Source organism: Clostridium sp. DSM 8431, assembly GCF_900116755.1.
In the GTDB taxonomy this organism is placed as follows: Bacteria; Bacillota; Clostridia; order Clostridiales; family Clostridiaceae; genus Clostridium.
This window is the reverse complement of sequence record NZ_FPBY01000084.1, coordinates 1-15,136: the sequence shown is the minus strand read 5'-3', so window position 1 is coordinate 15,136 and position 15,136 is coordinate 1. Positions and strand designations below refer to the sequence as shown.

General features: G+C 34.3%; 14 protein-coding genes, 1 pseudogene and 1 other annotated feature. All 15 genes and pseudogenes read left to right on the top strand.

Annotated features, from left to right (window positions below):
- Positions 1 to 90 (top strand): annotated as a pseudogene (locus tag BM384_RS09930) (elongation factor Tu); the annotation flags it as partial.
- A gap of 182 nt (positions 91 to 272) precedes the next feature.
- Entirely contained in the window at positions 273 to 422 is a 150-nt protein-coding gene (rpmG, locus tag BM384_RS09925; RefSeq protein WP_090013305.1) for a 50S ribosomal protein L33, read from the top strand.
- 51 nt (positions 423 to 473) lie between these two features.
- On the top strand, positions 474 to 704 hold the full coding sequence (gene secE / locus BM384_RS09920) for a preprotein translocase subunit SecE (protein ID WP_090013303.1): 231 nt from the start codon (positions 474 to 476) through the stop codon (positions 702 to 704).
- Positions 705 to 736: 32 nt separating this feature from the next.
- Complete coding sequence (gene nusG, locus BM384_RS09915; protein WP_090013301.1) at positions 737 to 1,258, top strand: transcription termination/antitermination protein NusG; 522 nt, start codon at positions 737 to 739, stop codon at positions 1,256 to 1,258.
- 72 nt (positions 1,259 to 1,330) lie between these two features.
- A complete protein-coding gene (rplK, locus tag BM384_RS09910) occupies positions 1,331 to 1,756 on the top strand; it encodes a 50S ribosomal protein L11 (RefSeq protein WP_090013300.1) in 426 nt (141 codons plus the stop codon).
- A gap of 52 nt (positions 1,757 to 1,808) precedes the next feature.
- A complete protein-coding gene (gene rplA / locus BM384_RS09905) occupies positions 1,809 to 2,498 on the top strand; it encodes a 50S ribosomal protein L1 (RefSeq protein WP_090013299.1) in 690 nt (229 codons plus the stop codon).
- A gap of 42 nt (positions 2,499 to 2,540) precedes the next feature.
- Positions 2,541 to 2,668: a sequence feature (ribosomal protein L10 leader region), on the top strand.
- A gap of 37 nt (positions 2,669 to 2,705) precedes the next feature.
- Complete coding sequence (gene rplJ / locus BM384_RS09900) at positions 2,706 to 3,209, top strand: 50S ribosomal protein L10 (protein ID WP_090013297.1); 504 nt, start codon at positions 2,706 to 2,708, stop codon at positions 3,207 to 3,209.
- A gap of 43 nt (positions 3,210 to 3,252) precedes the next feature.
- Positions 3,253 to 3,618: a 50S ribosomal protein L7/L12 gene (gene rplL, locus BM384_RS09895; protein ID WP_090013295.1), complete on the top strand. Its 366-nt coding sequence runs from the start codon at positions 3,253 to 3,255 to the stop codon at positions 3,616 to 3,618.
- A gap of 271 nt (positions 3,619 to 3,889) precedes the next feature.
- The gene (gene rpoB / locus BM384_RS09890; RefSeq protein WP_090013293.1) at positions 3,890 to 7,600 is read left to right on the top strand and encodes a DNA-directed RNA polymerase subunit beta; all 3,711 of its coding nucleotides are present in this window, start codon (positions 3,890 to 3,892) and stop codon (positions 7,598 to 7,600) included.
- 21 nt (positions 7,601 to 7,621) lie between these two features.
- Positions 7,622 to 11,158 carry a DNA-directed RNA polymerase subunit beta' gene (gene rpoC, locus BM384_RS09885; protein ID WP_090013291.1) on the top strand — a complete coding sequence of 1,179 codons (3,537 nt, stop codon included), beginning with the start codon at positions 7,622 to 7,624 and terminating at the stop codon, positions 11,156 to 11,158.
- A 153-nt stretch (positions 11,159 to 11,311) separates the two neighbouring features.
- Entirely contained in the window at positions 11,312 to 11,548 is a 237-nt protein-coding gene (locus BM384_RS09880; RefSeq protein ID WP_090013289.1) for a ribosomal L7Ae/L30e/S12e/Gadd45 family protein, read from the top strand.
- Between the two features lie 56 nt (positions 11,549 to 11,604).
- Entirely contained in the window at positions 11,605 to 11,979 is a 375-nt protein-coding gene (gene rpsL / locus BM384_RS09875; protein ID WP_090013287.1) for a 30S ribosomal protein S12, read from the top strand.
- A 159-nt stretch (positions 11,980 to 12,138) separates the two neighbouring features.
- A complete protein-coding gene (rpsG, locus tag BM384_RS09870) occupies positions 12,139 to 12,609 on the top strand; it encodes a 30S ribosomal protein S7 (protein ID WP_090013285.1) in 471 nt (156 codons plus the stop codon).
- Positions 12,610 to 12,687: 78 nt separating this feature from the next.
- Positions 12,688 to 14,754, top strand: a complete 2,067-nt coding sequence (gene fusA, locus BM384_RS09865) for an elongation factor G (RefSeq protein WP_090013283.1) — start codon at positions 12,688 to 12,690, stop codon at positions 14,752 to 14,754.
- A 155-nt stretch (positions 14,755 to 14,909) separates the two neighbouring features.
- Positions 14,910 to 15,136: GTP-binding protein (locus BM384_RS09860; protein ID WP_242946003.1), on the top strand; the 227-nt coding region annotated here is incomplete at its 3' end.

Sequence of the window (15,136 nt, the reverse complement as noted above, 5' to 3'; positions counted from 1 at the left end):
GAAGTAGCAATGGACGAAGGATTAAGATTTGCCATCAGAGAAGGTGGTAGAACTGTAGGTTCTGGTGTTGTTACTAGCATAATAGAATAATTTAATTATTTAATTGTTTAATATAGGACTGGGTAGCTTTACCTAGTCCTTTACAAAGAATGTTATATTGACATTCAAAGGCTAGTGTGATATTGTGAACAAGTGACTCACAAGTAGGTAATTAGTCGAAACTCTAAGAGAATAGTCTCTTAAATATATAGGAATAACTGGAGGTGCAGACCGTGAGAGTAAAAGTAACTTTAGCATGTACAGAGTGTAAGCAAAGAAACTACAACACAATGAAAAACAAGAAAAATAACCCAGACAGAATAGAAATGCAAAAATATTGTAAATTCTGTAAGAAGCACACTCTTCATAGAGAAACTAAGTAATTTGCGATTAAGTAATGACACAGACTTACCAAATTTAAGGATGTGATAAGAATGGCTGTAAACAGTAGTACAAAAGTACAAAATACCACTAAAAAAGGTGGCATTTTGAAATTTTTTAGAGATATCAAGGGAGAAGTTAAAAGAATAACTTGGCCCACTAAAGATGAAACTAAAAAAGCGATAATTGCTGTTGCTGTGGCTACCGTACTTTACACAGTTGTTGTAGGTGGCTTCGATTATATTTTTCAAAACCTCTTTGAAGCGATTTTGAAACTTAAGTAAGGGAGGTTAGGTGAGTTTTCACCGAGCTAAATATGAGTGAAAAAGCAAGATGGTATGTAGTACATACTTATTCAGGCTATGAAAATAAGGTGAAAGCAAGCATCGAGAAGACTGTTGAAAACAGAAATCTTCAAGATTTGCTTCTAGATATTCAAGTACCTATGGAAGAGGTAATTGAAGAAAAAGATGGAAAGCAAAAAGTAACCTTAAAGAAGAAGTTCCCTGGATACGTATTGGTAAAAATGTTAATGTCAGATGAATCTTGGTATGTCGTAAGAAATACAAGAGGAGTGACATGGTTTGTTGGGCCTGGATCTAAACCTGTTCCTCTTACTGAAGAAGAAGTTGAATCAATGGGAGTTATGGAAATTCCTGAAGAAGTAGATTTCGAAGTAGGGGAAAGTGTAAAAGTAATCTCAGGACCTTTAAGAGAATTTGTTGCATTAGTGCAAGAAATTAATCTAGAAAAACATAAAATCAAAGCTTCAGTTGATATGTTCGGTAGAGAAACATTAGCTGAGCTAGATTTTGATCAAATTGACAAATTAGTTTAATATAAACTGGTTTTTTTAATTAAGTGGGAGGACGAAGAGTCCGTAAACACCACAGTATAGGAGGAATAACAAATGGCTAAGAAAGTAACTGGAATGATCAAACTTCAACTTGCTGCAGGTAAGGCAACACCAGCACCACCAGTTGGACCAGCATTAGGACAACATGGTGTAAATATTATGGGATTCTGTAAGGAGTTTAATGCAAAAACTGCAAATCAAGCAGGATTAATAATACCAGTAGTAATTACAGTATATCAAGATAGATCTTTTAGTTTCATATTAAAGACTCCTCCAGCTGCTGTACTAATCAAGAAAGAATTAGGATTAGAAAGCGGTTCAGGAGTACCAAACAGAACTAAGGTTGGTAAGTTAACTAAGGAACAAGTTAGAAAGATCGCAGAAATGAAGATGCCAGACTTAAATGCTGCAACAATCGAAAATGCTATGAGCATGATCGAAGGTACAGCAAGAAGTATGGGTGTAACTATCGAAGAGTAATTCATAAATTCGTGGGAGGTAAAAACCGTTATTACCACAAAGGAGGCTTATTATGGGAAAGAAATATGTTGAAAGTGCAAAGTTAATAGATAAAAATACTTTATACGGTCCTGCTGAAGCTTTAGAGCTTTGCGTTAAGACTGCTAAAGCTAACTTCGATGAAACTATCGAATTACATGTAAGACTTGGTGTTGACCCAAGACATGCAGACCAACAAGTAAGAGGCGCAGTAGTATTACCTAACGGAACAGGTAAAACTTCTAAGGTTTTAGTATTCGCAAGAGGAGAAAAAGCTAAAGAAGCAGAAGCAGCAGGAGCAGATTTCGTTGGAGCTGAAGAATTAGTTCAAAAGATCCAAACTGAAAACTGGTTCGACTACGATGTAGTTGTTGCAACTCCAGATATGATGGGTGTTGTTGGTAGAATAGGTAGAATTTTAGGACCTAAAGGATTGATGCCAAACCCAAAATCAGGAACAGTAACATTTGATGTGGCTAAAGCTATATCTGAAATTAAAGCTGGTAAGGTTGAATATAGAGTTGATAAGACTTCTATCGTTCACTGCCCAATCGGAAAGAAATCATTTGGAGCTGAAAAGCTACAAGAAAACTTCCACACATTAATGGAAGCTTTAGTAAAAGCTAAACCAGCATCAGCTAAGGGACAATACTTAAAATCTATAAGTGTTTCAAGTACAATGGGACCTTCAGCTAAAATAAATGCTACAAAAGCTTTAGATTAGTATTGACTAATATCGACGAAGGTGATATAATTAACTTCGTTGTGAAAAAAGAATATAACTCCGTAGACAGTAGGTGCTTTAAGCGTAACGTAAAACAACCTACCGAGGGTAGCATATAAGTTTATTATAGGTCTTCCTTTGTCTACGGGAAGGCCTTTATTAATACAATAAAGCAGTTATAAACTGTGAGGAGGTGGACACACAGTAATGAACAAGAACAGACAATTAAAAGAAGCAAAAGTTGCTGAAATTAAGGAAAAGTTAGAAAAAGCTCAAGCTGTTATTCTTGCTGACTATCAAGGTCTTACTGTTGAAGAAGATACTCAACTAAGAAAGACTTTAAGAGAAAACGGAGTAGAATACAAAGTATACAAAAATACTTTAGTAACTCTAGCAGCTAAAGAATTAGGGATCGAAGGACTTTCTGAATACTTAGAAGGACCTGTTGCTATAGCTTTCGGTTACGAAGATGCTACAGCTCCAGCAAGAATCTTAAATGATTTTGCTAAAGATCACAAGAAGCTAGAGTTAAAAGCTGGTATTGTTGAAGGACAATTATATGACACAGAAAAAGTTATACAAATCGCTTCAATACCATCAAAAGAAGTTCTTATTGCAAAACTTCTTGGAAGTATCAAGGCTCCATTATCAAACCTTGCATACTTATTAAATGCAATAAAAGAAAAAAAAGAAGCTGAATCAGCTGAATAATTTAAAATAATTATTGGAAAGTAATTTTGGAGGTGCAATTTAAATGACAAGAGAAGAAATCATTCAAGCTATAAAAGAAATGAGCGTTTTAGATTTAAATGAATTAGTTAAGGCTTGCGAAGAAGAATTCGGAGTAAGCGCTGCTGCTCCTGTAGCAGTTGCAGGTGGTGCAGTTGCAGGTGGTGCTGCTGAAGAAAAATCAGAATTCGACGTAGTATTATCAAACGCTGGTGCTCAAAAGATCAAAGTAATCAAAGTTGTTAGAGAAATAACTGGATTAGGATTAAAAGAAGCTAAGGAAATCGTAGATGGAGCTCCTAAGACATTAAAAGAAGCTGTAGCTAAGGAAGAAGCTGAAGATATCAAAGCTAAATTAGCTGAAGTTGGAGCAGAAGTAGAATTCAAGTAAGATTTTACTTTTAAATAAAAAGGTGCTATATATGTATTAGCACCTTTTTTCTTGTCTAAAGACAAAAATAAAAAAGGGTTGACAATGAAAACACATTGTGATATCATTACTAGATGTACTGTTCAATATGGATAAGTATATAATAATGAAAAAAAGCAGTATAATATAACAATATGTTGGTTATACTAAAAAGATGATGCTCTCCGAAAGCACAAGTCCCTAGGGGAAGTGTGTTTTTGGTTATTTTAGTTTATACAAGGGGTGAAAATTCATGGTACATCCTGTCCAAGTTGGAAAAAGAACAAGAATGAGTTTTGCAAGGGTTAAAGATGTAACCGAAATGCCAAACTTAATTGAAGTGCAATTAGATTCCTATGATTGGTTTTTAAGAGAAGGACTTCATGAGGTATTTGATGATATTAATCCTATAAGCAATTTCACAGGAAATCTAATTTTAGAATTTGTTGATTACAAGCTTGATATGGATAATATTAAGTATTCAGTGGAAGAGTGTAAGGAACGTGATGCGACTTATGCAGCACCATTGAAGGTTTCTGTAAGATTACAGAATGAAGAAACAGGAGAAATAAAAGAACAAGAAGTATTTATGGGAGACTTCCCATTAATGACTGAACAAGGTACTTTTGTTATTAACGGAGCTGAAAGAGTTATAGTAAGCCAGTTAGTAAGATCTCCAGGTGTCTACTATAGTGTTAGTAGAGACAAGAGTGGTAAAAAATTATTTGCATCTACAGTAATTCCAAATAGAGGAGCTTGGTTAGAATATGAAACTGATTCTAACGATATTATCTATGTAAGAATAGATAAGACAAGAAAACTTCCAATAAGTATTCTTGCAAGAGCAATGGGATTTGGAACTGATCAAGAATTACTTGAGTATTTTGGTGAAGATGAAAGATTCATGGCCACTATAGAAAAAGATAATACTAAGACTAGGGAAGAAGCGCTATTAGAAATCTATAAGAGATTAAGACCAGGGGAACCACCAACGGTTGATAGTGCTGTATCATTAATTGATTCACTATTCTTTGATGCAAAAAGATACGATTTATCTAAGGTTGGTAGATACAAGTTCAATAAGAAACTTGCATTAAACCTAAGAATTGCTAATCAAATAGCAGCAACTGATATAGTTAATCCTTCTACTGGAGAAATTATGGTTCAAGAAGGAGAAAAAATTAGCAGATTAATGGCAGAAGACATTCAAAATGCTGGTATTAATTCAGTTGATATACTTGTAGAAGATAAAGTATTAAAAGTAATCGGAAATAACTTTGTAGATATACATAAACATATATCTTTCGATATTTCTGATTTGAACATAAAAGAATTAGTACATTACCCTACATTAAAAGAAATTCTTGATAACTTTGATGATGAAGAATCTATCAAGAATGAAATTAAGAAAAACATAAATAAGTTAATACCTAAACATATTATCAAAGAAGATATTTTTGCAACAATAAGTTACGAAATTGGTCTTCCTTATGAAGTAGGATATGTTGATGATATTGACCATTTAGGAAATAGAAGACTTAGATCAGTTGGTGAATTACTTCAAAACCAATTCAGAATTGGTTTATCAAGAATGGAAAGAGTAGTTAAGGAAAGAATGACTATTCAAGACCAAGAAGCAATAACACCACAAATGTTAATAAATATAAGACCAGTAGCTGCAGCTATTAAAGAATTCTTTGGTAGTTCACAGTTATCACAATTCATGGATCAAACAAATCCACTTTCAGAATTAACTCATAAGAGAAGATTATCTGCTCTAGGACCAGGTGGTTTATCTAGAGAAAGAGCTGGATTTGAAGTTAGAGACGTTCACCATTCTCACTACGGTAGAATGTGTCCAATTGAAACTCCAGAAGGTCCAAATATAGGTCTTATCAACTCACTTGCAACTTATGCTAAGGTAAATGAATATGGATTTATAGAAACTCCATATAGAATTGTTGACAAAGAAAATCAAAGAGTTACAAATGAAATCAGATACTTTACAGCTGATGAAGAAGATCAATATTTAGTAGCTCAAGCTAAAGAACCGCTAGATGCAGATGGACATTTTGTAGATAGCAAAATCACAGTTAGAAACAAAGAAGAGTTCTTTGTAGTACCAGCAAGAGATGTAGATTTAATGGATGTATCTCCTAGACAAATAGTATCTGTTGCCACTGCAATGATTCCTTTCCTTGAAAATGATGATGCCTCAAGAGCGCTTATGGGTTCAAACATGCAACGTCAAGCTGTTCCACTATTAAAGCCACAAGCACCAATAGTTGGTACAGGAATTGAATATAAAGCAGCAGTAGATTCTGGAGTTCTTCCAAAAGCTAAAAATACTGGTGTAGTTACTTATGTATCAGGTGATGAAGTTAGAATTAAGAGAGATTCTGATGGAGGAATCGATACTTATAAGTTACTTAAGTTTAAGAGAACAAATGCAGGAACTTGTACAAATCAAAGACCTATAGTTGATAAGGGTGAAATAGTATTTAAGAACCAAGTACTTGCAGATGGACCTTCTACTGATTTAGGAGAAATAGCATTAGGTAAGAATATAAGAATGGGATTCATAACTTGGGAAGGTTATAACTACGAAGATGCCATGCTTATATCTGAAGAACTAGTTAGAGAAGATGTATTTACATCTATGCATATTGAAGAATATGAATCAGAAGCTAGAGATACTAAGTTAGGACCAGAAGAAATTACAAGAGATATTCCAAACGTAAGTGAAGAGGCTCTTAAAGATATAGATGAAAGAGGAATAATCAGAATAGGTGCTGAAGTTAGAGCAGGAGATATCCTAGTTGGTAAAGTAACTCCAAAGGGTGAAACTGAATTAACAGCTGAAGAAAGATTATTAAGAGCTATCTTTGGTAAAAAAGCAAGAGAAGTTAGAGATACTTCTTTAAGAGTTCCTCATGGAGAAGCAGGTATAATAGTTGATATCAAGGTATTTACAAGAGAAAATGGAGACGACTTAAATCCAGGTGTAAATGAACTTGTTAGATGTTATATAGCTCAAAAGAGAAAAATATCTGTTGGAGATAAGATGGCCGGACGTCACGGTAACAAAGGGGTTATTTCAAGAGTACTTCCTGAAGAAGATATGCCCTTCTTACCAGATGGTAGACCACTTCAAATATGCTTAAACCCACTAGGGGTTCCATCACGTATGAACATCGGTCAGGTACTTGAAGTTCACTTAGGATGGGCAGCTAGTCAATTAGGATGGCATATTGCAACACCAGTATTTGATGGTGCAACAGAAACTGATATAGAAGAATGTCTTGAAAAAGCAGGATATAATGCAAACGGAAAGACAGTATTATTTGATGGTAGAACAGGAGAACCATTTGATAACTTAGTTACAGTTGGTATCATGTATATCTTAAAACTTCACCACTTAGTTGATGATAAGATACATGCTAGATCAACAGGACCTTACTCATTGGTTACTCAACAACCATTAGGTGGTAAAGCACAATTCGGTGGTCAAAGATTCGGAGAAATGGAAGTTTGGACACTAGAAGCTTATGGTGCTGCACATACATTACAAGAAATACTAACAGTTAAGTCAGATGACGTTGTTGGTAGAGTTAAAACTTATGAAGCTATTGTTAAGGGTGAAAATATACCAGAACCAGGTATACCTGAATCATTTAAGGTTTTAATAAAAGAACTTCAAGCATTATGCTTAGATGTTAAGGTGTTAAATGAAAATCATCAAGAAGTTCAATTAAAAGAATTCTCAGATGATGATACTGAAGATTTAGGTGTTAACATGGAAGGTACAGAAGAAATGACTCATACTGAATCTAATGTTGATACAAATGATAGTTATACATCTGAAGAAGATATGGATCAAGAAGTTGATGAAGACTTCGAGAATTTCCAATTAGATGGGTTACAAGAAGATTTAGTACTAGATGATTTCAATGACGAACACTAATTTTGAAGGGAGGATGTACCCTTGTTTGAATTAAATAATTTTGATGCAATGCAAATAGGATTAGCTTCACCAGAACAAGTTAGACAATGGTCTAGAGGGGAAGTTAAAAAACCAGAAACAATAAACTATAGAACATTAAAGCCAGAAAGAGATGGTTTATTCTGTGAAAGAATATTTGGACCAACTAAAGACTGGGAATGTCACTGTGGTAAATATAAGAGAATAAGATATAAGGGTATCGTCTGCGACAGATGTGGCGTAGAAGTTACTAAAGCTAAAGTAAGAAGAGAGAGAATGGGGCATATAGAGCTTGCTGCCCCAGTATCTCATATTTGGTATTTCAAGGGGATTCCATCAAGAATGGGATTATTACTTGATATGTCACCAAGAGCTCTAGAAAAGATTTTATACTTTGCTTCATATGTAGTTATTGATCCAAAGGAAACTCCATTATTAAAGAAACAACTTCTTAATGAAAAAGAATATAGAGAAGCTTGTGAAAAATATGGAGAAGAAAATTTTGTTGCTGGAATGGGAGCAGAATCAGTAAAGAGACTATTAAGTGAAATAGATCTTGATTCTCAAGCTGTTGAGTTAAAAGAAGAACTTAAACAAAGTACAGGACAAAAGAAAATAAGAATTATTAGAAGATTGGAAGTAATCGAATCATTCAGACAATCAGGAAATGATCCAACTTGGATGATTATAGATGTTATCCCAGTTATACCACCAGATTTAAGACCAATGGTTCAATTAGATGGTGGAAGATTTGCTACATCAGATCTTAATGATTTATACAGAAGAGTAATAAATAGAAATAACAGATTAAAGAAGTTATTAGATTTAGGTGCTCCTGATATCATAGTAAGAAATGAAAAGAGAATGCTTCAAGAAGCAGTAGATGCACTTATCGATAATGGACGTAGAGGAAGAGCTGTAACTGGACCAGGAAACAGAGCACTTAAGTCATTATCAGATATGTTAAAAGGTAAGCAAGGTAGATTTAGACAAAACTTACTAGGTAAGAGAGTTGACTATTCAGGTAGATCAGTTATCGTTGTAGGTCCAGAATTAAAAATGTATCAATGTGGACTTCCAAAGGAAATGGCTATCGAATTATTCAAACCTTTCGTTATGAAGAAGTTAGTTGAAGATGGTATTGCACACAATATTAAGAGTGCAAAGAGAATGGTGGAAAGATTACAATCTCAAGTATGGGATGTACTTGAAGAAGTAATTGCAGATCATCCAGTATTACTTAACCGTGCTCCTACTCTTCATAGATTAGGAATTCAAGCATTCCAACCAATATTAGTTGAAGGTAGAGCTATAAAACTTCATCCATTAGCTTGTACAGCTTACAACGCTGACTTCGATGGAGACCAAATGGCAGTGCATTTACCATTATCAGTAGAAGCACAAGCAGAAGCTAGATTCTTAATGCTTGCAGCTACTAATATATTAAAACCATCTGATGGTAAGCCAGTTTGTGTACCTACTCAAGATATGGTACTTGGTTCTTACTATTTAACAATGGATAAAGAAGATGATGATAAGAGCGGAAAATCTTTCTATTGTAAAGAAGAAGCTATAATGGCTTATCAATTAAAAGAAATAGAAGTTCACTCATCGATTAATGTAAAGATGACAAAAGAAGTTGATGGAGTTAAGAAAAGTGGAATAATAAAAACTACTGTTGGTAAATTATTATTCAATGAATCAATTCCTCAAGACTTAGGATTTGTTGATAGAAACAATCCAGAAGAAGAATTTAATCTTGAAGTTGATTTCTTAGTTACTAAGAAATCTTTAGGAAAGATAATAGATAAATGTTATGTAAAACATGGTCCAGCTAAGACATCAGTAATGCTAGATAAGATTAAAGCATTAGGATATCATTATTCTACAATCGGAGCTATTACAGTTGCTGCATCAGATATGATAGTGCCAGCTGCTAAGAAAGACTTATTAAAAGAAGCAGATGAAACTGTAGATAAGATAGAAAAGATGTATAAGAGAGGTTTCATATCTGATGATGAAAGATATGAAAGAGTTATCGATAAATGGACTAAGACAACAGAAGATGTTGCCGATGCATTATACGAAAGTATGGATAGATACAATCCAATTTACATGATGGCAGATTCAGGAGCCAGAGGTTCTAAGTCTCAGATCAAGCAATTAGCAGGTATGAGAGGTCTTATGGCCAGTCCATCAGGTAAAATTATCGAATTACCTATCAGAGCGTCATTCAGAGAAGGACTTGATGTTTCTGAATACTTCTTATCAACACATGGTGCAAGAAAAGGTAATGCCGATACAGCCTTAAAGACAGCCGATTCAGGATACTTAACAAGAAGACTTGTTGATGTTTCACAAGATGTTATCGTAAGAGAAGAAGATTGTGGAACTAATGAAGGTATGTATGTTACTGAAATTAAAGAAGGTAACGAAGTAATTGAAGGATTAGAAGAAAGATTAACAGGAAGATTCTTAGCAGAAGATGTTGTTGATCCTAATAGTGGCAATGTTGTTGCTAAAAAAGATTCTTATGTTGATGGTGAAATGGCAAGAACTATTACTGGTTTAGGAATAAACAGAGTTAAGATCAGATCAGTATTTACATGTAAGTGTAAAACTGGAGTTTGTGCTAAATGTTATGGTATGAACATGGCTACTGGTAAGAAAACTGATATTGGAGAAGCAGTTGGTATAATTGCAGCTCAATCAATCGGTGAACCAGGTACTCAGCTTACAATGAGAACATTCCATACTGGTGGTGTTGCCGGAGCAGATATCACTCAAGGTCTTCCAAGAGTTGAAGAACTTTTTGAAGCAAGAAAACCTAAGGGTCTTGCTATTGTAAGTGAAATTGCTGGTACAGTAAGAATTGAAGAAACTAAGAAGAAGAGAACTGTTTACGTAATGGGAGTAGACGGAGAAGAAAAGAGTTATGACATTCCTTTCGGTTCAAGACTTAAAGTTAACAACGATGACTTTATAGAAGCTGGGGATGAAGTAACAGAAGGTTCTGTAAATCCACATGATATAATGAATATCAAGGGAATTGATGGAGCTAGAAGATATCTTCTTTCAGAAGTTCAAAAAGTTTATAGATTACAAGGTGTTGATATCAACGATAAGCACTTAGAAGTAGTTGTTAGACAAATGACAAGAAAAGTAAAAGTTTCTGATTCTGGGGATACAAACTTATTACCAGGAACTATGATTGATATATTCGACTTTGATGAAGCGAATGATAAAGCAAGAGAATTTGGCGGTGAAGAAGCTAAGGGAGAACAAGCGTTACTTGGTATCACTAAAGCAGCATTAGCAACTGATAGTTTCTTATCAGCAGCTTCATTCCAAGAAACTACAAGAGTTTTAACTGAAGCAGCAATCAAAGGAAAGATAGATCCACTTGTTGGATTAAAAGAAAATGTTCTTATTGGTAAGTTAATACCAGCAGGAACAGGTATGATGAGATATAGATCAATCAAACTTGATGTTGAAGAAAAGAAAGACAATCAAGGAGATTATATTAATATAGAAGAATAATACAATGCAATTTTATTGACATGTGTATGCTTAAATGATAAAATACGAATTGTGTGATTTTAAAGCTACACTACAATATGATTGTCTACATGATTTCATGGAGACGAAGTGGTAAAGCTTCGTCTTTATGAATTAAATAGAAGGAGGAATCCTGTGCTAGAAAGAATTGTAGATAAAAAAGTGATTGGAATAAAACAATGTACCAAGTTGTTGAAAAATGATGAAGGTCGAGTTTTATATGTAGCAAAAGATGTTGATAAAAAATTAATCGCACCATTAATAGAGTTAGCAAATGAAAAAAAAGTAGATATTAAGTTTGTTGAAACTATGAAGGAACTAGGTAAACTATGTGGTATTGAAGTTGAATCTTCAGCTGCATTAGTTTTATAATTATGTTTTATCTTTTTAAATTAAAATAGATAAATAAAAATTCAGGAGGTGAAAAAATGCCAACTATAAGCCAATTAGTTAGAAAAGGAAGAAAAGTTATTACTACTAAATCAACTGCTCCAGCACTTAAAGAGTGTCCACAAAAGAGAGGAGTTTGTACTGTAGTTAAAACAACTACTCCAAAGAAGCCTAACTCAGCGTTAAGAAAAATTGCCAGAGTAAGACTTACAAATGGATATGAAGTTACTGCATACATTGGTGGTGTAGGACATAACCTACAAGAACACAGTGTTGTTCTTATAAGAGGTGGTAGAGTTAAGGACCTTCCTGGTGTTAGATACCATATCGTAAGAGGTGCATTAGATTGTGCTGGTGTAGCTAACAGAATGCAAGGAAGATCTAAGTATGGTGCTAAGAGACCTAAGAAATAGGAATCTTAACAAAGTGTAGTGCTTATCTTCAGCATTTACATAGATTTATTAAGAATTTTAACGTAAGTTTATATAGATGAAGAAGTTAGCACTTTGCGATATTTAAAATAATATCGAGTACCAATGAACTTAAATTATCATGTTAAGGAGGGAAGAAAAGTGCCAAGAAAAGGACATATAGCAAAAAGAGATGTATTACCAGATCCAATGTACAACTCAAAAGTTGTTACTAAGCTTATAAACAACATAATGGAAGATGGTAAAAAAGGAGTAGCACAAAAAATCTGCTACAACGCATTTGAAATAATGGCTCAAAAAACTGGTAAAGAAGCATTAGAAATATTCGAAGAAGCAATGAATAACGTAATGCCTTTACTAGAAGTAAAAGCTAGGAGAATAGGTGGGGCTACTTACCAAGTTCCAATAGAAGTTAGAGCTGAAAGAAGACAGACTCTAGGTATCAGATGGATATTAGCAGCTTCTAGAAAAAGAGGAGAAAAGCTTATGGCTGAAAGATTAGCTGGAGAATTAATGGATGCAGCTAATAATACAGGAGCAGCTGTTAAAAAGAGAGAAGATACTCATAAGATGGCTGAAGCAAACAAGGCTTTTGCTCACTACAGATACTAATATCAAGGACTGTTTTGGCTATTTTGCCAAAGCAGTTTTCTAAAATTTATAATAACTCATTGAGAGGAGGAAAAATTAATGGCTAGAAAATACGAATTAGAAAAATTCCGTAATTTTGGTATTATGGCGCACATTGATGCAGGTAAAACTACAACAACTGAGCGTATATTATTTTATGCTGGTAAGACACATAAAATAGGAGAAACTCACACTGGTGAATCTCAAATGGACTGGATGGCACAAGAAAAAGAAAGAGGTATAACAATTACTTCTGCTGCAACTGCTTGTGAATGGAAAGGTCATGAACTTAATATAATTGATACTCCAGGACACGTAGACTTCACAGTTGAAGTTGAAAGATCTTTAAGAGTACTTGATGGTGCAGTTACTGTTCTTGATGCAAAGAGTGGTATTGAACCTCAAACTGAAACAGTATGGAGACAAGCGGACAAATACGGTGTACCAAGAATGATATACGTTAACAAGATGGATGCTACAGGAGCTGATTTCTTTAGATGTATAAACACTGTAAGAGATAGATTAAAATCTAACGCTGTTGCAATACAAATTCCAATAGGTAATGAAGATACATTCAAAGGAATGGTAGACTTAATTACTATGAAAGCTAATGTATTCTATGATGATTTAGGTAAGGATATAAGAATCGAAGAAATTCCTGCTGAATTAGCTGATCAAGCTGAAGAATACAGAGGTATAATGTTAGAAGCAGTAGCTGAAACTGATGAAGAATTAATGATGAAATATCTTGAAGGTGAAGAAATCACTGAAGAAGAAATTAAGACTGCATTAAGAAAAGCTACTATAGCTAACCAAATTTATCCTTGTATATGTGGTTCTTCTTACAAGAACAAGGGTGTTCAAGAAATGCTTGATGGAGTTATTGAATACTTACCATCACCATTAGACATACCTCCAGTACAAGGAACTACTTTAGATGGAGAAGAAGCTGTTAGAAAAGCATCTGATGATGAAGCAATGTCTGCTTTAGCATTCAAGATTGCTACAGATCCATTCGTAGGTAGACTTGCATTCACAAGAGTTTATTCTGGTGTTATGAACAGTGGTACTTACGTTCTTAACTCAACTAAGGGTAAGAAAGAAAGAATCGGAAGACTTGTTAAGATGCATGCTAACCACAGAGAAGAAGTAGAAAGCTTAGAAGCAGGAGAATTAGGAGCAATCATCGGATTAAAGAACACTACTACTGGTGATACTTTATGTTCTGAAGAAAATCCAATAATCCTTGAACAAATGGAATTCCCAGAACCAGTTATTTCTGTTGCTATCGAACCAAAGACAAAAGCTGGTCAAGAAAAGATGGGATTAGCTCTTGCTAAACTTGCAGAAGAAGATCCAACATTCAAGACTTATACTGATCAAGAAACTGGTCAAACAATCATCGCTGGTATGGGTGAACTTCACCTTGAAATCATCGTTGATAGACTTCAAAGAGAATTTAAGGTTGAATGTAATGTTGGTGCTCCACAAGTTGCTTACAAAGAAACTATAAGAAAGCCAGTTAAGGCTGAAGCTAAGTATGCTAAGCAATCAGGTGGTAAGGGACAATACGGTCATGCTATTATTGAAATGGAACCAACTGAAGGAGAATATACATTTGAAAATGCTATTGTTGGTGGTGCTATTCCTAAGGAATACATTCCTGCAATTGATGCTGGTATCCAAGAAGCAGCTTTAAATGGTATTATAGCTGGATACAACGTTATTAACTTCAAAGTTAAGTTAGTACACGGTTCATACCATGAAGTCGATTCATCAGAAATGGCATTCAAGATTGCTGGTTCTATGGCATTCAAGAACGCTATGGCAAAGGCAGACCCTGTATTACTTGAACCAATGATGAAGGTTGAAGTAACTGTACCAGAAGAGTACATGGGTGATGTTATTGGTGATATCAACTCAAGAAGAGGTAGAATGGAAGGTATGGAAGCAGTAAATGGTGCACAAGTCATAAGAGCTTTCGTTCCACTATCAGAAATGTTTGGTTACGCAACTGCTTTAAGATCAAGAACTCAAGGTAGAGGTAACTATTCAATGGTATTCGATCACTATGATGAAGTACCAAAGAGCGTACAAGAAAAAATCGCTGGTGAAAGAAATAAATAATATTTTTAGTGCTATGTAAATAGCACTATAGATATTTTTTCAAATATATAATAAAATATTAAAGAATTATAATAAGCTAGATATTAAGGGATTTTTACGTTATAATGTTGACGTAAACATTTTATATATTGATTGCTATTAAGGAGGAATTTATAATGGCAAAGGAAAAATTCGAAAGAAATAAACCCCATGTAAATATTGGAACAATCGGTCACGTTGACCATGGTAAGACAACTCTTACAGCTGCTATTACAACAGTATTAGCAAACAAAGGATTCGCAGAAGCATTCGATTACGCATCAATCGATAAGGCGCCAGAAGAAAAGGAAAGAGGAATCACAATCAACACTGCTCACGTTGAATATGAAACAGACAACAGACA

What these genes read in the sequence shown, in the direction of transcription:
- secE (WP_090013303.1), top strand. Translation starts at nt 474, where the DNA reads ATGGCTGTAAACAGTAGTACAAAAGTACAAAATACCACTAAAAAAGGT.
- nusG (WP_090013301.1), top strand. Translation starts at nt 737, where the DNA reads ATGAGTGAAAAAGCAAGATGGTATGTAGTACATACTTATTCAGGCTAT.
- rplK (WP_090013300.1), top strand. Translation starts at nt 1,331, where the DNA reads ATGGCTAAGAAAGTAACTGGAATGATCAAACTTCAACTTGCTGCAGGT.
- rplA (WP_090013299.1), top strand. Translation starts at nt 1,809, where the DNA reads ATGGGAAAGAAATATGTTGAAAGTGCAAAGTTAATAGATAAAAATACT.
- rplJ (WP_090013297.1), top strand. Translation starts at nt 2,706, where the DNA reads ATGAACAAGAACAGACAATTAAAAGAAGCAAAAGTTGCTGAAATTAAG.
- rplL (WP_090013295.1), top strand. Translation starts at nt 3,253, where the DNA reads ATGACAAGAGAAGAAATCATTCAAGCTATAAAAGAAATGAGCGTTTTA.
- rpoB (WP_090013293.1), top strand. Translation starts at nt 3,890, where the DNA reads ATGGTACATCCTGTCCAAGTTGGAAAAAGAACAAGAATGAGTTTTGCA.
- rpsL (WP_090013287.1), top strand. Translation starts at nt 11,605, where the DNA reads ATGCCAACTATAAGCCAATTAGTTAGAAAAGGAAGAAAAGTTATTACT.
- fusA (WP_090013283.1), top strand. Translation starts at nt 12,688, where the DNA reads ATGGCTAGAAAATACGAATTAGAAAAATTCCGTAATTTTGGTATTATG.